The organism is Actinomyces oris, from assembly GCF_001553935.1.
Taxonomy (GTDB): domain Bacteria; phylum Actinomycetota; class Actinomycetes; order Actinomycetales; family Actinomycetaceae; genus Actinomyces; species Actinomyces oris_A.
The window spans coordinates 211,170-231,503 of record NZ_CP014232.1; the positions used below are offsets into that span (position 1 = coordinate 211,170).

General features: G+C 66.5%; 7 protein-coding genes, 2 rRNA genes and 1 pseudogene. 3 read left to right on the forward strand and 7 right to left on the reverse strand.

Going from position 1 to position 20,334, the window contains the following annotated elements; all coding sequences use genetic code 11:
- Positions 1-125 precede the first annotated feature (125 nt).
- A 23S ribosomal RNA gene (locus AXE84_RS00920) occupies positions 126-3,308 on the reverse strand.
- 403 nt (positions 3,309-3,711) lie between these two features.
- Positions 3,712-5,264: ribosomal RNA gene (locus AXE84_RS00925) — 16S ribosomal RNA — on the reverse strand.
- Together the 16S and 23S rRNA genes form the textbook arrangement of a ribosomal RNA operon.
- Before the next feature lie 651 nt (positions 5,265-5,915).
- Here AXE84_RS00925 and AXE84_RS00930 point away from each other — a divergent pair.
- Complete coding sequence (locus AXE84_RS00930) at positions 5,916-6,473, forward strand: hypothetical protein (protein WP_010614761.1); 558 nt, start codon at positions 5,916-5,918, stop codon at positions 6,471-6,473.
- 116 nt (positions 6,474-6,589) lie between these two features.
- Here AXE84_RS00930 and AXE84_RS00935 read toward each other — a convergent pair whose 3' ends face one another.
- The 4 genes from AXE84_RS00935 to gatC form a co-directional block, all read right to left on the reverse strand.
- Entirely contained in the window at positions 6,590-7,978 is a 1,389-nt protein-coding gene (locus AXE84_RS00935) for an NAD(P)-dependent malic enzyme (RefSeq protein ID WP_060956511.1), read from the reverse strand.
- A 327-nt stretch (positions 7,979-8,305) separates the two neighbouring features.
- Positions 8,306-9,802, reverse strand: coding sequence for an Asp-tRNA(Asn)/Glu-tRNA(Gln) amidotransferase subunit GatB (gene gatB / locus AXE84_RS00940; RefSeq protein WP_010614758.1), 1,497 nt, complete (start codon positions 9,800-9,802; stop codon positions 8,306-8,308).
- A complete protein-coding gene (gatA, locus tag AXE84_RS00945) occupies positions 9,799-11,340 on the reverse strand; it encodes an Asp-tRNA(Asn)/Glu-tRNA(Gln) amidotransferase subunit GatA (protein WP_060956512.1) in 1,542 nt (513 codons plus the stop codon). The genes gatB and gatA overlap by 4 nt, the downstream gene beginning before the upstream one ends.
- Positions 11,337-11,642, reverse strand: coding sequence for an Asp-tRNA(Asn)/Glu-tRNA(Gln) amidotransferase subunit GatC (gene gatC, locus AXE84_RS00950; RefSeq protein ID WP_003789737.1), 306 nt, complete (start codon positions 11,640-11,642; stop codon positions 11,337-11,339). Before gatC ends, gatA begins: the two co-directional genes overlap by 4 nt.
- A gap of 425 nt (positions 11,643-12,067) precedes the next feature.
- Between gatC and AXE84_RS00955 the strand changes: the two genes are divergently transcribed.
- Positions 12,068-13,903 carry a L,D-transpeptidase gene (locus AXE84_RS00955; protein WP_060956513.1) on the forward strand — a complete coding sequence of 612 codons (1,836 nt, stop codon included), beginning with the start codon at positions 12,068-12,070 and terminating at the stop codon, positions 13,901-13,903.
- A gap of 86 nt (positions 13,904-13,989) precedes the next feature.
- Here AXE84_RS00955 and ligA read toward each other — a convergent pair.
- Positions 13,990-16,445, reverse strand: a pseudogene (gene ligA / locus AXE84_RS00960) (NAD-dependent DNA ligase LigA).
- Positions 16,446-16,586: 141 nt separating this feature from the next.
- On the opposite strand from ligA, the gene AXE84_RS00965 reads away from it, so the two are divergent.
- Positions 16,587-20,195 carry an FtsK/SpoIIIE domain-containing protein gene (locus AXE84_RS00965; protein WP_236750082.1) on the forward strand — a complete coding sequence of 1,203 codons (3,609 nt, stop codon included), beginning with the start codon at positions 16,587-16,589 and terminating at the stop codon, positions 20,193-20,195.
- Positions 20,196-20,334: the final 139 nt, after the last annotated feature.

Genomic DNA, 20,334 nt, shown 5'->3' on the forward strand with positions numbered 1-20,334 from the left:
GGCCGCCTGTCAACGCACACTGTGTGTGGTTGGTGGTATGGGTTGGGTGTGGACCGTATAGTGGACGCTTCGCTTTACTGTGGTTGCTCACCCCCGCCAGGGTTTAACCACTGGCGTGTTGGGGTGTTGTTGTTTGTGTCGGCCTATTAGTACCAGTCAGCTCACAGACCGTTGCCGGTCTTCCACTCCTGGCCTATCAACCCAGTAGTCTGCTGGGGGCCTACCAAAAAGGACAAGTCCTTCTTGTGGAGACCTTATCTTGAAGATGGTTTCCCGCTTAGATGCTTTCAGCGGTTACCCTTCCCGAACGTAGCCAACCAGCCGTGCCCCGGGCGGGACAACTGGCACACCAGAGGTTCGTCCGTCCCGGTCCTCTCGTACTAGGGACAGGCCTTCTCAAGTCTCCTGCGCGCGCAGAGGATAGGGACCGAACTGTCTCACGACGTTCTAAACCCAGCTCGCGTACCGCTTTAATGGGCGAACAGCCCAACCCTTGGGACCTGCTCCAGCCCCAGGATGCGACGAGCCGACATCGAGGTGCCAAACCATGCCGTCGATATGGACTCTTGGGCAGGATCAGCCTGTTATCCCCGGGGTACCTTTTATCCGTTGAGCGACGACCCACCCACACGGGATCGCCGGATCACTAGTTCCTACTTTCGTACCTGCTCGACCCGTCGGTCTCACAGTCAAGCTCCCTTGTGCACTTGCACTCAACACCTGGTTGCCGACCAGGCTGAGGGAACCTTTGAGCGCCTCCGTTACACTTTAGGAGGCAACCGCCCCAGTTAAACTACCCACCAGGCACTGTCCCTAACCCGGATCACGGGCCCAGGTTCAGGCGCACGCCATAACCAGAGTGGTATTTCAAGGACGACTCCACCGCCACTGGCGTAACGGCTTCACAGTCTCCCACCTATCCTGCACAAGCTATAGCGGGCGCCAATACCAAGCTGTAGTAAAGGTCCCGGGGTCTTTCCGTCCTTCTGCGCGAAACGAGCATCTTTACTCGTACTGCAATTTCGCCGAGCTCATGGTTGAGACAGCGGGGAAGTCGTTACGCCATTCGTGCAGGTCGGAACTTACCCGACAAGGAATTTCGCTACCTTAGGATGGTTATAGTTACCACCGCCGTTTACTGGGGCTTAAATTCACCACTTCACCCCCGAGGGGGTTGATGGTTCCTCTTAACCTTCCAGCACCGGGCAGGCGTCAGTCCGTATACATCGCCTTACGGCTTCGCACGGACCTGTGTTTTTAGTAAACAGTCGCTTCCCCCTGGCCTCTGCGACCCTCCCCCCTAGCCCGCGATGGGGCTTCAGGGATCAGGCCCCCCTTCTCCCGAAGTTACGGGGGCATTTTGCCGAGTTCCTTAACCATGATTCACTCGTGCGCCTAGGCATACTCTGCCCGACCACCTGTGTCGGTTTAGGGTACGGGCGGCTGGCACCATCGCGTCGAGGCTTTTCTCGGCACCCCAGGATCACCCTGTTATCCCCCACCAACGTGAGGTCACCATCACGCCTCACCCCCGTCATCAAAGACAGTCCCCCGGATTTACCTGGGAGACGGGCTGCGCGCTTGAACGGACCAAGCCATCAGGTCCGCCGGGCTACCACTGTGCGTCACCCCTGTTAACACGCTTGCCTACCTGCACGGAGGATCCCCAGACCCCACCACCACAACCACACCGTCAGGCGAACCTGACACATGCGGCCTATATGGTGGTTGGGCGTGGGTTAGCACCCGCGCGTCAGCATGGGCGGTGCTTCGCCGGTACGGGAATATCAACCCGTCATCCATCGACTACGCCTGTCGGCCTCGCCTTAGGTCCCGACTCACCCAGGGCGGACTAGCCTGGCCCTGGAACCCTTGGTCATTCGGCGCTAGGGCTTCTCACCCTAGTATCGCTACTCATGCCTGCATTCTCACTCCCGCACCGTCCACCAGCAGTCACCCACAGGCTTCCCCCGGTGCAGGACGCTCCCCTACCACCCACAACCCCTGCCACCACCCGGGCAAGCCGGACGGTGAAGGGAACCATGTCATGGGTCCGCGGCTTCGGCGGTGTGCTTGAGCCCCGCTACATTGTCGGCGCACGATCACTTGACCAGTGAGCTATTACGCACTCTTTCAAGGATGGCTGCTTCTAAGCCAACCTCCTGGTTGTCTGCGCGACCGCACATCCTTTCCCACTTAGCACACGCTTAGGGGCCTTAGCCGGCGATCTGGGCTGTTTCCCTCTCGACCACGGAGCTTATCCCCCGCGGTCTCACTGCCACGCTAGACCCGACGGCATTCGGAGTTTGGTTGACGTCAGTAACCCTGTGGGGCCCATCAGCCACCCAGTAGCTCTACCTCCGCCGGGCAACACGCGACGCTGCACCTAAATGCATTTCGGGGAGAACCAGCTATCACGGAGTTTGATTGGCCTTTCACCCCTACCCACAGCTCATCCCCCCAGTTTTCAACCTAGGTGGGTTCGGTCCTCCACACGCTCTTACACGTGCTTCAACCTGGCCATGGGTAGATCACCCCGCTTCGGGTCCAGAACGCGCCACTACAAACGCCCTATTCGGACTCGCTCTCGCTACGGCTACCCCACACGGGTTAACCTCGCGACACGCCACTGACTCGCAGGCTCATTCTTCAAAAGGCACGCCACCACCCCCACACACAAGGTGCGGAAGGCTCTGACGGCTTGTAAGCGCCCGGTTTCAGGTACTATTTCACTCCCCTCCCGGGGTACTTTTCACCATTCCCTCACGGTACTATCCACTATCGGTCATCAGGAGGTATTCAGGCAGCCAAGTGGTCTTGGCAGATTCACACAGGATTCCACGAGCCCCGTGCTACTCGGGCAATACTGTCCCAGACACGCACCAACCAGTTCCGCCTACGGGGGTATCACCCACTACGCCACGCCTTCCCAGACGATTCAGCTACCGGCCAGCACACGCGCCCCCTCTCCGGCAGAAGAGGACAGGACAGCCCCACAACCCCGCACACGCAACCCCTGCCGAGTATCACACGCACACGGTTTAACCATCATCCGCTTTCGCTCGCCACTACTCACGGAATATCTTCTCCTACGGGTACTGAGATGTTTCACTTCCCCGCGTCACCCCCCACACCCTATACAATTCAGATGCAGGTGACACGACATAACTCGTGCCGGGTCCCCCCATTCGGAAACCCTCGGATCACAGCCCGCCAGCCGGCTCCCCGAGGAATATCGCAGGCCACCACGTCCTTCATCGGCCCCTGATGCCAAGGCATCCACCGAACGCTCAAAAAAACAAACAACAAAGACACACGAACAAAACAAGAAACAATTTTGTCGCAGAAATCTTACAGTAAGATGCTCGCGTCCACTATACAGTTCACAACCAACCCACCCACACCCACCCACAACCCCCAACAAATCAGGAGCCCCAGACGGGTCAGGCAACCAGGGCGCACTGCCCCAGAACCCCGACAGCATGCCACCCCCACACACCAACGCACGCGGGGGCACCCACCACCACCCAACAGGGCAGCAGCGGGCGTGTCTCTCATGCCAGCACCAGACAAACCAACCACCCCGCACACCAGTGCACGACAGTCGGCTGCCCGGCCCTTCCGCAAGGGCAGACCCCCCAGCCGGCCCAGACCCATTCAACGATCCAGACAACACACGGCCAGGAAGCCACCCCCGCAATCAATCCTTAGAAAGGAGGTGATCCAGCCGCACCTTCCGGTACGGCTACCTTGTTACGACTTCGTCCCAATCACCAGCCCCACCTTCGACCGCTCCCCGTAGGGCCACGGGCTTCGGGTGTTGCCGACTTTCATGACGTGACGGGCGGTGTGTACAAGGCCCGAGAACGTATTCACCGCAGCGTTGCTGATCTGCGATTACTAGCGACTCCAACTTCACGGTGTCGAGTTGCAGACACCGATCCGAACTGAGACCGGCTTTAAGGGATTCGCTCCACCTCACGGTATCGCAGCCCTCTGTACCGGCCATTGTAGCATGCGTGAAGCCCAAGACATAAGGGGCATGATGATTTGACGTCATCCCCACCTTCCTCCGAGTTGACCCCGGCAGTCTCCCGCGAGTCCCCACCACAACGTGCTGGCAACACGGGACAAGGGTTGCGCTCGTTGCGGGACTTAACCCAACATCTCACGACACGAGCTGACGACAACCATGCACCACCTGTGAACCGGCCCCACAAGGAGGAAACCCCGTCTCCGGAGCCGACCGGCACATGTCAAGCCTTGGTAAGGTTCTTCGCGTTGCATCGAATTAATCCGCATGCTCCGCCGCTTGTGCGGGCCCCCGTCAATTCCTTTGAGTTTTAGCCTTGCGGCCGTACTCCCCAGGCGGGGCACTTAATGCGTTAGCTACGGCGCGGAAGACCCGGAAAAGGCCCCCCACACCTAGTGCCCAACGTTTACGGCGTGGACTACCAGGGTATCTAATCCTGTTCGCTCCCCACGCTTTCGCTCCTCAGCGTCAGTAACGGCCCAGAGACCCGCCTTCGCCACCGGTGTTCTTCCTGATATCTGCGCATTCCACCGCTACACCAGGAGTTCCAGTCTCCCCTACCGCACTCAAGCCGGCCCGTACCCACCGCAAGCCCCCAGTTAAGCCAGAGGATTTCACGACAGACGCGACCAGCCGCCTACGAGCTCTTTACGCCCAATAATTCCGGACAACGCTCGCGCCCTACGTATTACCGCGGCTGCTGGCACGTAGTTAGCCGGCGCTTCTTATCCAGCTACCGTCAACCCACCCACAACGAGGCGGGCCTGCTTCACTGGCGAAAGAGGTTCACAACCCGAAGGCCTCCATCCCTCACGCGGCGTCGCTGCATCAGGCTTGCGCCCATTGTGCAATATTCCCCACTGCTGCCTCCCGTAGGAGTCTGGGCCGTGTCTCAGTCCCAGTGTGACCGTCCACCCTCTCAGGCCGGCTACCCGTCACCGCCTTGGTAGGCCATCACCCCACCAACAAGCTGATAGGCCGCGAGCCCATCCCCCACCAAAAACACCCAAAGGCGCATCTTTCCCAGACCCGTCATGCGACAGACCCAGAATATCCCGTATTAGCCACACTTTCATGCGGTTATCCAGAAGAAGGGGGCAGGTTACTCACGTGTTACTCACCCGTTCGCCACTCATCCAGAACCAGCAAGCTGATCCCTTCACCGTTCGACTTGCATGTGTTAAGCACGCCGCCAGCGTTCGTCCTGAGCCAGGATCAAACTCTCCAAACAAAACCAACAAAACCAGGCCCCAACCAACCACAAACAAATAGCCAGCCAGAACCCAACGTCAGTACAACAGTCCAGAAAACCAGACCAGGCCCAACCCAACCCCCACAACAAAGAGGGCCAGGCAAACCAAAACAAAACAAACCCCAAAAACCACACAAACAAGCGCAGCCCCCAGGGCCATGGCATAAAAAACATGACACACTATCGAGTTCTCAAACAACACACCCAGCCGGAACTCAATCAAGCCTTTGGACTCAACTTCGCTCTGGCGAGCAACTCCGCTACTCTAGAACATTTGTCGGTTCGACGTCAACCTCAGAAGTATTGTTCGCGGTCACACCGATCGACGCTCTGTCGTAGCGAGTTCGCTGCTGGAGGGTCTCGGGGGAAGCCCGGGCCGTTCGGCAGCGGGCTGTACTTTAGGCAGGTCCACCCCATAGACGTCAAACCGATCGCCCATGATCCAGGACACACCGACTTTTCCGCGCCATTCCAACCGCTTCGCTGAACGCATCGCTGCGTATCAACAAAACCCCGCCATTCGTCAGTGTCCAACGAGCAGTTCGGCATGACTACAATCAGCCAGTCAGTTTACGATTCAACTACTGGCGTCCGGCATCGGACCCCAGCGATCATCAAGGAGCACCTCCCGTGCCTGCTTCCACTCGTGGCGCCAAGCGCCCTCGTTCCGGATCCGACATCGTGACCAGCCCGTCGGCTCGCATCGTGCTGGCCGTCCTACGGATCGTCGTCGGCTTCATTTTCCTGTGGACCTTCCTGGACAAGACGTTCGGCCTCGGATTCTCCACCCCTCGTCAGATGGCCTGGATCCACGGAGGTCAGCCCGCCCAGGGCTTCATCAAGGGCGTGGCAGTTCACAGCCCCTTTGGGAGCGCATTTGAGCTGCTGGCCAACCCGGTCGGGGACTGGCTGTTCATGGCTGGGATGCTCGGGGTGGGCGTCGCCCTGACTCTGGGCATTGGGCTCAAGGTGAGCGCATTCGCGGCCTCAGCACTCATGGTGCCGTTGTATCTGGCCCTGTGGCCCATCGGCACCGGAGGTACCGAGAACGCCGCGACCAACCCCCTGGTCGATCTTCACTGGGTTCTGACTCTGTCCGCCATCCTGTTCGCCCTGACTCGGGCCGGCGACACCCTGGGGCTGGGCGCCTGGTGGTCTCGCCTGGTCGGCGACTCCTGGCTGCGCTGATGTCTCCGTCGTCGTGACCGATGAGCGACCTCAGGCCACGTGCTGCGTAGGGCCAGGGGCGTGAGACACCCGAAGGTGTCTACGCCCCTGGCTACGTCACCTGGAACCTACGCTTCTCACTCCGTCTCAGCGAACTTGCGGACCGCCTTGGCCACGGCGTCGGCGACCCGGGTGTCGAAGGCGCCGGGGATGATGTACACCGGGCTGATCTCGTCATCGGCGATCACCGAGGCGATACCGGTCGACGCGGCCCGCAGCAGTTCGGTGGAGATGTCGGTGATCCCGGTGTCCAGCAGACCTCGGAAGAGCCCGGGGAAGGCCAGGACATTGTTGATCTGGTTGGGGAAGTCCGAGCGTCCGGTCGCCACCACGGCGGCGTAGTCGGCCGCGCGGATAGGGTCGACCTCCGGGATCGGGTTAGCCATGGCGAAGACGATGGAGCCCTCGTTCATGACCTCCAGGTCCTCGGGCTCGAGCAGGTTGCCCGAGGAGACCCCGATGAAGACGTCGGCCCCCTTGAGGCCCTCCTTGAGGGAGCCGGTCACCTGACGCGGGTTGGTGTTCTCTGCCAGCCACTTGCGGTGCTCGTTCATCCCCTCGGTGTTCGCCGCGGACAAGGCTCCGGTGCGCCCGTAGCCGACGATGTCCGTGGCGCCGTGCGCCATGAGCAGCTTGGCGATGGCGCTGCCGGCCGCACCGACACCGGACAGGACGATGCGCACGTCCTCGATCTTCTTGCCCACGATCTTCAGAGCGTTGATGAGGGCCGCCAGGGTCACGATGGCGGTACCGTGCTGGTCGTCGTGGAAGACCGGGATGTCGAGCTCCTCGCGCAGGCGGGCCTCGATGTCGAAGCACTTGGGGGCGGCGATGTCCTCCAGGTTGATGCCGCCGTAGGCCGGGGCGATGGCCTTGACGATGGAGATGATCTCCTCGGGGTCCTTCGTGTCCAGGGCCACCGGCCAGGCGTCCACGTTGCCGAACTGCTTGAACAGAACGGCCTTGCCCTCCATGACGGGCATGGCTGCGGATGGGCCGATGTCCCCCAGCCCCAAGACCGCGGTCCCGTCGGTGACGACGGCGACGGTGTTCTTCTTGATGGTGAGCATCCGGGCGCGCTCGGGGTGGTCGTAGATGGCCTTGCAGACGCGGGCCACTCCGGGGGTGTAGACACGGGCCAGGTCACGACGGTTGTGAATCGGGTACTTGCTAGCGATCTCGATCTTGCCTCCGACGTGAGTCAGGAAGGTCGAGTCGCCGACGTTGCGGACGACGACGCCGTCAATCTCCTCCAACTTGGCAACCAGCTCGTTGCGGTGCTTGGAGTCCCGGGTGTCCGCCGTGAGATTGACGGTGAGCTTGTCGCCGTCGGAGTCGGCCACGTCGACGCCGGTGACGATGGCACCAGTCGCAGTGGCAGTGTCGACCAGGCGGGCCACCGCCTTCTGGGAGGCGGGCACCTCGAGGTACAGGGCGACGGTGTAACTGGGACTGGGCTGAACCATGGGCACTCCTCGTGGGATGGGCAGGACTTGAGGTCAGTACTCCGAGCCTATCTCCCAGCGACCGCCAGCCACTCGGATGACGGTCCCATTGTGACCGGATGCTGAGATTCCGGGCAGCTTTCGCAAGCAATCTCACCCTGCTCGCACACCCTCCATCACCGACGCGAGCCGCCGGGGATGCTGAGGGGAACCGCCGGCAACGGACAGTCCGGCCCGTCACCACTGGCTGGATGCAGCGGTGACGGGCCGGACTGTCCCGAACCGCCCTCAGTACGAGAGGGCGATGCAAGGAGAAGAGGATTCAGCGGACCTGCGGCGAGACCCGCCTCAGCCCTGCACGCGCTCCATGACGAGCTCGCGTACGCGCTTGGCGTCGGCCTGGCCGCGGGTCGCCTTCATGACGGCTCCGACGATGGCGCCTGCCGCCTGGACCTTGCCGCCGCGGATCTTGTCCGCCACGTCCGGGTTGGCGGCCAGGGCCTCGTCCACGGCGGCCAGCAGCGCGGAGTCGTCGGAGACGACCTCGAGCCCGCGAGCGGCGGCAACGGCCTCAGGATCACCTTCGCCGGCCAGGACCCCTTCGAGAACCTGGCGGGCGAGCTTGTCAGTCAGGCGACCGGAATCCACCAGCCCTTGCAGCTCGGCGATCTGCTCGGGCGTGACGGCCATCTCCTCCAGGGCGGTCTCCTGTTCCTTGGCCCTACGAGAGAGCTCACCCATCCACCACTTGCGGGCGGCCTGGCCGGTGGTCCCCGCTGCCGCGGTGGCCTCGATGAGCTCGAGCGCCCCGGCGTTGACGACATCACGCATCTCAGTGTCGCTCAGGCCCCACTCGGCCTTGAGGCGACGGCGCTTGGCCGCGGGCATCTCGGGCAGCCCCGCACGGATCTCCTCGACCCATTCGCGGCTGGGCGCCACCGGAACCAGGTCCGGCTCGGGGAAGTAGCGGTAGTCATCGGCGTCGGACTTGACGCGACCGGCGCGGGTGGTGCCGTCGGCCTGGCCGTGACGGGTCTCCTGAAGCACCTCTCCCCCGGCGGCCAGGATGGCGGCCTGACGCTGGATCTCGTAGCGGACGACCTGCTCGATCCCACGGAAGGTGTTGACGTTCTTGGTCTCGGTGCGGGTGCCCAGCGGCGCGTCGGGCGACTCGCGCAGGGAGACGTTGACATCGGCGCGCACGTTGCCGCGCTCCATACGCGCCTCGGAGACGCCCAGGGCACGGAAGATATCGCGCAGGGTGCGCACGTAGGCGGCGGCGACCTGAGGCGCCCTGGCACCGGTGCCCTCGATGGGGCGGGTGACGATCTCCACCAGCGGCACGCCGGCGCGGTTGTAGTCCACCAGGGAGTGGCTGGCGCCCTCGATGCGGCCGTCGGCACCCCCGATGTGGGTGTTCTTACCGGCGTCCTCCTCCATATGGGCCCGCTCGATCGGGATGGTGAAGAAGGAGCCGTCCTCCATCTCGATCTCCAGGGCGCCGTCGTAGGCGATGGGCTCATCGGACTGGGAGGTCTGGAAGTCCTTGGCCAGGTCCGGATAGAAGTAGTTCTTCCGGGCGAAGCGGCAGGACTGCGCGATCTCGCAGCCCAGAGCCAGGCCGATACGGATGGCGTACTCCACACCGCGGGCATTGACCACCGGCAGCGCACCGGGCAGTCCCACCGACGTGGGGGTCACCATCGTGTTGGGCTGAGCGCCGAAGACGTTGGGGGCGGCGTCGAACATCTTGGTGGCGGTCCCCAGCTCGACGTGCACCTCGAGTCCCAGGACCGGGTCGTAGCGGCGAACGGCCTCGTCGAAGTCCATCAGCGTGTCACTCATCGTGTCTCCTCCAGCTCGGGCGCACGCGACAGCAGCGGCGCCCCCCATGTCTCCTCCAGTGCGGCCTCCAGGACGGCACCCACGCGGTACAGGCGGTCATCGGCCCTCTGCGGCGCCAGAATCTGGAAGCCCACCGGAAGCCCGTCATCACTCAGCCCCGAGGGCAGGCTCATGCCGGGGACCCCCGCGAGGTTGGCCGGGATCGTGGTCACGTCCAGCTTGTACATCGCCAGCGGGTCGTCCTTCTCCCCGAAGCGGTAGGCCGTCACCGGGGCGGTGGGCGAGACGAGGATGTCCGCCTTGTCCCAGGCGGCGGCGAAGTCGCGCTGCACGAGAGTGCGCACCTTCTGGGCCGAGCCGTAGTAGGCGTCGTAGTAGCCGGCCGACAGCACGTGGGTGCCCAGGATGATGCGGCGCTTGACCTCGTCACCGAAGCCCGCCCCGCGGGTGGCCGCCATGACGGTCTCGGCGGTGACCGGTCCCGACGTCGGTTCGACCCGCAGGCCGTAACGCATCCCGTCGTAGCGGGCAAGGTTGGAGGAGGCCTCGGCGGGCATGATGAGGTAGTAGGCGTCCAGCGCGTACTCCAGGTGCGGCAGGGAGACGGTCTCCACCTGCGCGCCAGCCGCCTCGAGCAGCTCCAGGGCGGCGTGGAAGGAGGCCACGACGCCGTCGTGGTAGCCCTCTCCGCCGTCAAGCTCGGAGATGACGCCGACTCGCAGTCCGGTCAGGTCCCTTCCCTCCTGGGCGGCCCGGACCACGGCAGCCATGTCGCGCGGGGCGTCCGGCAGCGAGGTCGAGTCCAGCGGGTCGTGAGAGGCGATGACGTCGTGCAGTAGAGCGGTGTCCAGCACCGTACGGGCCATGGGACCCGGCGTGTCGAGGGAGGAGGCCATGGCGATGACGCCGAAGCGCGAGACCGTGCCGTAGGTCGGCTTGACGCCGACCGTGCCGGTGACGGCCGCGGGCTGGCGGATCGAGCCCCCGGTGTCGGTGCCCACGGCCACGGGGGCCTCGTAGGCGCCCACGGCCGCGGCCGAGCCACCCGAGGATCCTCCCGGGATGCGCCCCAGGTCCCAGGGGTTGGCGGTGCGCCCGAAGGCCGAGTGCTCGGTGGAGCCGCCCATGGCGAACTCGTCGAGATTGGTCTTGCCCAGGATCGGGGTGCGGGCGGCGCGCAGGTTGCGCACGAGGGTGGCGTCATAGGGCGGTACCCATCCCTCGAGGATCCGTGAGGCGGCGGTGGTGACCTGGCCGCGGGTGACGATGAGGTCCTTGACGGCCACCGGCACACCGGTCAGCTCGCTGGTCGCCTGGCCCTCCTTGCGGGCGGCGTCGGCGGCGTCGGCCTGGCTCAGGGCGCACTCGGTATCGACGTTGAGGAAGGCTCCGACGGCGCCGTCGACGGCGGCGATGCGGTCGAGGTGGGCCTGGGTGAGCTCGCGCGAGGAGACCTCCCCCGCCGCCAGGGCCGCGGCCTGATCGGCGGCGCTGCTCCTGATGAGGTCGGCCAGGGCGTTGGTGCTGTGAGCGCTCATGAGGCGGAGTCCTCCCCCAGGATCTGCGGAACGAGGAACATGGAGTCCTCGCTGGCCGGCGCGCCGGCCAGGAGCTCGTCGACGTCGAGAGTGGGGGCCGGGACGTCCTCACGCAGCACGTTGGTCAGGGGCACGGGGTGGGAGGTCGCCGGCAGGTCGGGCGTGACCACGCTCGTAACCCGGGCGAAGGAGGAGGCGACCGCGTCCAGCTCTCCGGCCAGGCGCGACACCTCCTCATCGCTCAGGGCGACCCGAGCCAGTGCCGCGACACGTGCGACCTCATCAGTGGAAATAGCAGACATGGTGTGGAGTCTAGCCGGGTCGAGCCGGGCTACGGCCGTATCACGGCGACAACACGTCGCGGCGGGTTCGACGGCGAGGGACCTGCCCTCATCGACATCCTTGCCCCATTCTTGCCCCGCAGGAGGGACGTGGACGCCACGCCCACGGGGCCCTGCGAAACTGAACCGATACCAGATTCGTGCGATCTCACACAGCCTCATCCCCAAGGATGATTGACATCATCTCATTTCACGGATGTCATGGTGATCACCAGGTGTGGACCGACCCGCAGGCGACGGCACTGCCGCGTTGACGCAGGTCGGGACAGCAACAGCTCCTGGATCAGACCTCCTTCTAGGACTTTGGACCACCGGAGGTCGGATGGACCACTGGATTCGGCCACACGCCTCCCCGCACGGGACCCGTGGCCGAGGGATGAGGATGCATGAGCAGCAATACTTCCCCCACTGGTGCGCAGCACCAGGGAGAAGCCTCCCAGAGCGAGACCACTGTGCTCAGCACGCCCTATGGGCAGCCCGAAGGCGTGCGTCGTCAGTCCGTCTTCCAGGCGGCTGCGCGAGCCGCGGCACCGCGTGCGCATTCCGCTGGCACCGCCGCAGGCGTGATGAGCGCGGAGCAGAGCAGCACCGAGGAGATCGAGGCGGTCGCCCCGGCAGCGGCCTCAGAACCGGTCTCCAGCAGCGAGCCGACCCGCAAGGATGCTTCGCGCACCGAGCGCACCGAGCGCACCGAGGTCACTGCCGGCACCGACCGGCCCTCCGCAGTCGTCCCGGCCCCCTCCTCCTTCCCGGCGGTCACGTCCCCCGAGGCGGAGTCGTCCCGGGAGGAGCCCCGGCGTCGTCGCCGCTGGCCCCTGGGGGTCGCGGCCGCCGCGCTGCTCCTGCTGGGCGTCGTCGGCGCCGGAGGCTATGCCTACGCCGCCCACTACGACGGCCGGGCCGTCCCGGGGACCACCGTGGCCGGCACCGACGTCTCCGGCAAGAGCCGGCAGGAGATCGTGGCCACCATTGAGGAGCGCGCCAAGAACACCAAGGTCGGCATCTCCGGAGACGTCACCGCCAGTGCCTCCCTGACAGACCTGGGAACCACCGTGGACGCCCAGGCCACCGCTGACGCCGTCATGGCCCGGGGTGACACGCTCGGCGAGAAGCTCCGCGCCCTGGTCTCCCAGGGCAAGAGCGAGGTCCCTGTGGTCTCCACCACTGACAAGACCAAGGTGAGCGGCTACGCCACCTCCCTGATCCCCGAGGACCGCGCCAAGGCACGCAATGCCACCGTGATCCTCAGCGAGGACGGCACCACCTTCACCACCACGAGCTCGGCCAAGGGCTCCTCCCTGGACGCCAACGCCCTGGCCCAGGCCGCGCAGAAGGCCGCCACGTCCCTGGACTCGTCATCGATCTCCCTGAAGATCACGGACGCCGCACCGAAGGTCTCCGACTCCGACGCCCAGAAGGTCGCTGACAAGGCCAACAGCTGGGTCTCCCAGGACGTCACCATCACCATGGGTGAGGACTCCTACACAGCGGAGAACACGGACAAGGCCTCGTGGATCAAGATCACCAACTCGACCGAGTCCGCCCCGACCATCGCCGTGGACTCCTCAAAGGTCTCCCAGTGGGTCAAGTCACAGGCTGAGGAGGCCAGCTCCGAGCCCGTCACCGGCGAACGCAACGTCAATGCCAGCGGCCAGGTGGTCTCCACCCCGACCGAGGCCAAGGACGGCAAGACCGTCAACAACGCCGACGCGGTGACCACCGCGATCACGCAGTCCCTGGGCAGCAACAAGGCCTACTCCGGCTCCTTTGAGGCCACGACGGTCAAGGCGGAGTGGAAGGAGCGCACCATCGCCAATGGTGCGGAGAAGCTGCCCTACCAGGCCGCTCCGGGTGAGAAGTGGGTCGACCTCAACCTGTCGAACAAGACGGTGACCGCCTACGAGGGGGCGACCGTCGTGCACGGCCCGGTCTCCATCGTCGACGGCGCCGCCGAGACCCCCACGGTCACCGGCACCTACAAGGTCTACCTGCAGTACGAGTCCCAGACCATGCGCGGTGAGAACGCCGACGGCTCCCCCTACGTCGCCGAGAACGTCCCGTGGGTGAGCTACTTCTACAGCGGCTACGCCTTCCACGGCGCGGGCTGGCGCTCCAGCTTCGGGTACTCCGACTCCCACGGCTGCGTCAACATGCCGGTCCCCGAGGCGCAGTGGATCTACAACTGGGTCGATACGAACACGGTGGTCCACAGCCACTACTGATCCGGTATCAGCGCCAGTAACAGCCGAGTCGCGAAGGGGGCGGGGCACCTCCTGACAAGGAGGTGCCCCGCCCCCTTCGTGCGTTCTCAGGAGACCGCCTGGGGTCCGCCTTCCAGGAGCGCCACGAAGCCCTCCTCGTCAAGGATCGTCAGTCCCAGCTCGCGGGCCTTGGTCTCCTTGGAGCCCGCCTTGTCCCCCACGACGACGAAGCTCGTCTTCTTCGAGACGCTGCCCGATGCCTTGCCGCCGCGCGAGACGATGGCCTCCTTGGCGCTGTCCCGGGTGAATCCCTCCAGGGAGCCGGTGACGACGACGGTCAGGCCCTCCAGGGTCCGCGCCGGCTCCTCCTGCTCCTCCGAGTCCTCCTCCCGGGTACGGACCCCGGCGGCCTCCCAGCGGCTGAGGATCTCACGGTGCCAGTCGACCTCACGCCACCTGACCCAGGACTCAGCAATGGTGGGGCCGACACCGTCGACCTCGGCCAACTCGGCGACATCGGCCTGACACAGGGCCTCCAAGGACCTGAAGCGCGCCGCCAGGGCCCGGGCGGCCGTCGGACCGACGTGGCGCACCGACAGAGCCACCAGGATGCGCCACAGCGGGCGGCTGCGGGCCTGGCGGAGCTGGGAGAGCATGGCGGTGGCGTTCTTCCCCGGCGCCGTCGCCTTCTTGACCCGACCGTCGGCGTCATAGGTCTGCTTGGTCCAGAAGAACCGGCTCAGGCGCCAGTCCCCGGTGGGGACCCCGCGACGGGAGACCGGGCGCCAGACGAAGACCTCGCGCAGGTCGTCCTCGGTCAGGTCGAACAGGGCGGCCTCGCCGGTGAGCACCGGTGTCTGCTCGGTGATCCCCGCCTGCCTCAGGAGCTCCTCAACGGCCTCCACCCGCTGGGAGATGTGGAGGGAGTCGAGCTCGCCGGGCGGGAGGCTGAGCCGTCCGCCTTCGGTCTCCAGGCTCCGCCCCGCCGCGAGCGCGGTCAGGGCCTCGCGGCGTCCGGCGTCGGGTCGAGTCAGGGCGCCGGCGGCCTCGTCTCCCAGCCCTTCGACGTCGAGGGCGCCCCGGGAACCGATGTGAGCGATCCGCTCAGTGAGCTGGGCGGGGCAGGACCGGGTATTAGGGCAGCGCAGGTCGACGTCGCCGGCCTTGGCCGGCGCCAGCTCGGTGCCGCAGGAGGGGCAGTGCGTCGGCATGACGAAGTCCCTCTCGCTGCCGTCACGCAGGTCGGCGACCGGCCCGAGGATCTCGGGGATGACGTCGCCGGCCTTGCGCACGATGACCATGTCGCCGATGCGCACGCCCTTGCGGGCCACCTCGGTGGCGTTGTGAAGGGTGGCGCGTGCCACCGTCGAGCCGGCGACCAGGACCGGCTCCATCATGCCGAAGGGCGTGACGCGACCGGTGCGCCCGACCTGGACGGCGATGTCCAGCAACCGGGTGCGTACCTCCTCGGGCGGGTACTTGTAGGCGGTGGCCCAGCGGGGCACTCGGGAGGTGTGCCCCAGGCGGCGCTGAAGGGAGTGGTCGTCGAGCTTGAAGACGATGCCGTCGATCTCGTGGATGAGGTCGTGGCGGTGGGTGGCGTAGCGCTCGATGTAGGCCTCGCGCTCGGCGCGTCCCCTCACCACGGCGTTGTAGGGGGATACCGGCAGCCCCCAGCCGGCCAGCAGCTCATACCACTCGTGCTGGCGGGTAGGGAGCCTCTCCCCCGGTGCAGGGGTGATCGCACCGACCCCGTGGGCGATCATCGCCAGAGGCCGGGAGGCGGTGACAGCGGGGTTCTTCTGGCGCAGCGAGCCGGCGGCCGCATTGCGGGGGTTGGCGAAGACCTGCAGGAGGGGGGCTCCGTCGGCCTGCCGCTGCACGTTGCGGGTGCGGCGCTCCTCGTTGAAGGCCTCGAACTCCTGGGTGGGGAAGTAGACCTCGCCGCGCACCTCGAGCAGGGAGGGGTGGGCGTCGCCGGCCAGGACCAGGGGGACCGAGGCGATGGTGCGCACATTGCCGGTGACGTCCTCGCCGGTGGTGCCGTCCCCCGGGTAGCGGCCCGGGTGAGGATGCCGTCCTCGTAGGTCAGGGCTACGGCCAGGCCGTCGATCTTGACTTCGGCGGTCATGGCGAGCTCGTCGTCGCCGACCCCGGTCTCGGAGACCATGCGCTCGGCCCACTCCTGGACCTCGTCGAGGGAGAAGACGTCCTGAAGGGAGTACATGCGCTCGTGGTGCGGGGCGGGGGCGAAGTCGGTGACGGCGCGCCCGCCCACGGAGCGGGTCGGTGATCCGGCTCGGGCCAGGAGGGGGTAAGCCGCCTCCAGCTCCTCCAGCTCACGGTAGAGGAGGTCGTAGTCGGCGTCGGACAGGGGGCTCTCGGCATCGATGGCGTTGTAGTAGGCGTCGCGGGCGGCCTCGATGTCACGCACCAGCTCGCTCCAGCGCTCCCGGGCGGCGGAGGGGATGGCACTCAGATCCACGGGGCCGCGCTGATCGGAGCGTGCCGAGGAGAGAGCCGGGGCGGGAGCGGAGCCGCGAGGCGCATCGGTGTCAGTCATGAGACCATCTTCTCCCAAGCGGGTTCACACCGGGTTGCGCCAGTGTCCACAGTGACCATGAGCATCCCCGAACGGCGAGGTTGTCCACACCCGGGATTGCCTGAAAATGACGCGACGAGCCCCTACGGCGATTCTGGACGAATGAGCTCTACCGCCGACGTCCTGGACCTCCACTCGTTCCTGCCGGGAGAGGCCTCGTCCTCGTTGTTCCGACGCTCGGCAGGTGAGGCGGCAGCGGACGCGGCTCTGGCCGCCGTGGCCGGCCCGTGGCACCTTGCCGTCCTGGACGGTCCCGACCTGGGCCTGGTAATGGCCGTCAGGGACGGCGCCCTCCTGGGCCGCGGCGAGGTCCTCAGCGATCCCTTGGTCTCCCGCCGTCATCTGCGCCTGCGACTCCACGGCGGCCGGGTCCTGGCGCAGGACTGCGGATCGGCCAACGGCTCCTATCGCTACTGGCACCTGGGGCTGTGGCTGCGTGTGCGCCGGGAGATGAGGATGAAGGAGGGGACGCTCCTGCGGCTGGGGAACAGCGTGCTCGAGCTGCGTAGGCGCCCCTTCGACCTGGTGGTAGTCGCCCCCACGACGTCGGGATCGTCAACGGCGTGGTTGATGGCGGGCTCACTGGTCTGTGTCCTGGTCATGGCCGGCTCGGCGGTCATCGCGCTCAGGACGGGGAGCCGCGGCGCGATGGGCATGGTCATGGTGGCGCCGATGGTCGCGATGACGATCATGCGCCTGGTGCCCTTCCTGCAACAACGGAGAACCCAGCGCGCCGGGCGCACCGGGCGGGCCGGTGGAGGCCGATGGCACGCTCGCCGGCGCCGCCGGGGCGGCCGACCGGGTTGGAGGCGCGGAGAGCCGGACCCTGCCACGATGCTGCTGGCCGTCGCCGCGCGCTCCAGCATGTCTCAGTCCGTCCATGGCCCCCAGGCCGAGGGCTCGACGACGCCTGCCTCCGCCGGTCAGGAGAACCTGGCCGCATGGAGTGCCGGGCGACGACGACGCTGCGTCCTGTCGCTCTGCGACGGTGAGAGCCTGGCCCTGGTGGGCAGGGGCGCGGGCAGTGCGCTCAGATGGTGGTGCGCCCAGCTCCTGGCCCGCGATGAGGTCCGGTTGACCATACTGGATGTCCCACCGGGTGCCCCGTCGGATGAACGCGCCGGCTATCGGGGCGGTGTGGAGCGTGAGGAGACAGGCGACCGGCTGGGGGTCCGCCTCTCCTGGGGCCCGCAGGCCCACCCTCGCTGCGCGCAGATAGTGACCTGCTCTCATGACGGGGTCCCACCCCAGGCGCTGAGCACGCGGCCCGCTCCGGATGGGGCGCCGTCGTGCTCACCGACCTGGTGGGGGGCGGTTTGTCACCTGAGCCGCTCCCGGATCAGGTCACCACGCGGGTCCTCGTCCCAGGCCGAAGGCATTCCCGATCTGGTCCCCCTCAGCACGGTCATGGACGACTTCGACGCCCACGAGCTGCAGGCACGGTGGGAGGATCAGACGCACTCGCCGGCCCGGGGCGCGCAGGCGCTGTCGGCAGTGCTCGGAGTGGGAGTACGAGGACCGGTGCGTGCCGACCTGGTGGCGGACGGTCCACACGCCCTGCTGGCCGGGACCACGGGCTCAGGCAAGTCCGAGCTGCTCATCTCGTGGCTGGTGCAGCTGGCGCTGAGCCGAGCGCCGGATCGCCTCACCCTGGTCCTCGTCGACTACAAGGGCGGCGCCGCCTTCGGCCCTCTGGCCGGCCTGCCGCACACGGCCGGGGTGCTGACGGATCTGGATCCCGCCGGCACCCAGCGAGCCCTGTCCTCCTTGGAGGCCGAGGTGCGCCGCCGCGAGCGGATCCTGGCCGCACACGGCGCCAAGGACCTGTCCTGCCTGCCACCGCAGGTTGTCGTGCCCGATCTGGTGGTAGCGGTGGACGAGTTCGCCACCTTGGCCGGCGAGCACGCAGAGGTCCTGGAGTCCCTGGTGCGTATCGCCGCCCAAGGGCGCAGCCTGGGAATCCACCTCATTCTGGCCACGCAGCGCCCTCAGGGGGCAATATCCCCGGCGATTCGGGCCAACACCTCCTTACGAGTGTGCCTGCGGGTGCTCGACGCCGCTGACTCCCGGGACGTCCTGGGACACGACGGGGCCGCCCGGCTCGGTCATCATCCCGGCAGGGTCCTGGTCAGTGGCGCCGGCGGCGCTCAAGACAGCGCCGCTGACCGGCAAGGTCTCGGCGACGGGGCCAGTGGTTCTCCCGACCCTGGCAGTCAGGTGCTTCAGGCCCCCTGGTGCGGCTCGGCGAGTGAGGTTCAGGGGATCGTCGACCTCATCTCACGGGCAGCCGAGGGTCACGCCGCCCCGTGGCGTCCCTGGGCGCCGGCCCTGCCCACCTCGATCAGCGCGGCCGGGGCACTCGAGCTGGTTCGGCTCCGAGGCCCCCAGGCACCGGGTGAGCGTGAGGAGCAGGAGCCGCTGGTCACGGCCGACCCTGCCGACCACGCTCCACTGTCCGGGCACGACGATGACCGTCTTCTCCTGGCCGTGACCGACCTTCCTCGCCGGCAGAGCCTGGGGGTGTGGCAGTGGCGGGTCACTCGCCCGCTGCTGGTCCTCGGGGCCCCGAGGTCGGGGCGCTCCACTCTCGTTGCCTCCGCAGCGACGGCGGCGCTGGGCTCGGGCAGAGGGGTGCACCTGTGCGGCTTCGCTCCCACAACCACTATCGCCTCCGGCCAGACCACGGACATGGCCTGCTCCGTGCGCGGGCTCCTCAGCCACCCCGGGCTGGGCACCGTGGTCGGTACGGAGGACCCGCGACGTCTGACCCGGCTGTGGGGACTCGCCGCCAGCGGACACCTCGGCGGGGACCTATTGTGCCTCGACAACGTCGACGCTCTCGTCCCGACCATTGATGAGGTGCTGGGACCCGGCCAGGGCAACGCCCTGTTGGAGGCCGTCATCCGTACCGCCTCCGCGACGGGCACTCCCCTGCTGCTGACCGCCCCCTTGGCAGCCTCCACCTCCCGATGGGCCGCCTCCATGGGGCTCAGGCTGGTTCTCGGTGCGGCCACCGGCACGCAGGCCGCTCTCGCTGGTCTTCCACGCGGGGTGGTCACCGGCGGCGCCCCGGGGCGCGGCGTCATCCTGGACGGGGCGACGACAACCGCCTGCCAGATCGTGCTCCGTGAGGACTGCCCGGGATCCGCCTGCGAGCGCAACGTCGGCCACGCGCTACGACTCGAACCACTGCCGACCCGGCCCACCTGGGAGGACGTCCCGGAGGGCACCTGGGCTGTGGGAGGAGACGCGGCGGCACCGGTCACGCTTCCGGCTCACACCAGCGTCCTGGTCGCCGGGCCTCCCGGCTCGGGGCGCTCCACGGCGCTGCGGGCACTGGCCCAGGCGATGGCCTCCGACCCCCTCGTCGTTGACGACCTGGACCTGGCGGACATCGCCACCGCCACTCAGGTGGAGGCCGCGCTGGCGCGCTCCGAGGTGGTCCTGGCCTCCGCCTCGACGGAGAAGGTCGCCACGACCTTCCGCGGCGCGATCTCCACGATGCGTGAGCGTGAGGCGCTCGTCGTGCTGTGGCCCGGCATGCGCCCTGCCGATCAGGCCGCCGGCATCTCCTTGCGGACGGTCACCGACCCCAGAGCGATGACGCTGCCCGGTCGTGGGGCACTCGTCTATCGCGGAACGTGCCTGCCCATTCAGATCGTGCTACCCCGGCCCGAAGACAATGATCGTCCTATTGAACACCCTGTTTAACAGGCATTCTCAATGAAGGAAAGTGGTGTTATCTGAGTACCTCAGCATCCTGTGAGGATCACGACAGGGTATCGGCACAGGTCTCATGATCGAGGTCTTGCCCACCGCCCCCCGTCGTGTGAAAGTTGTTCTCGGACGC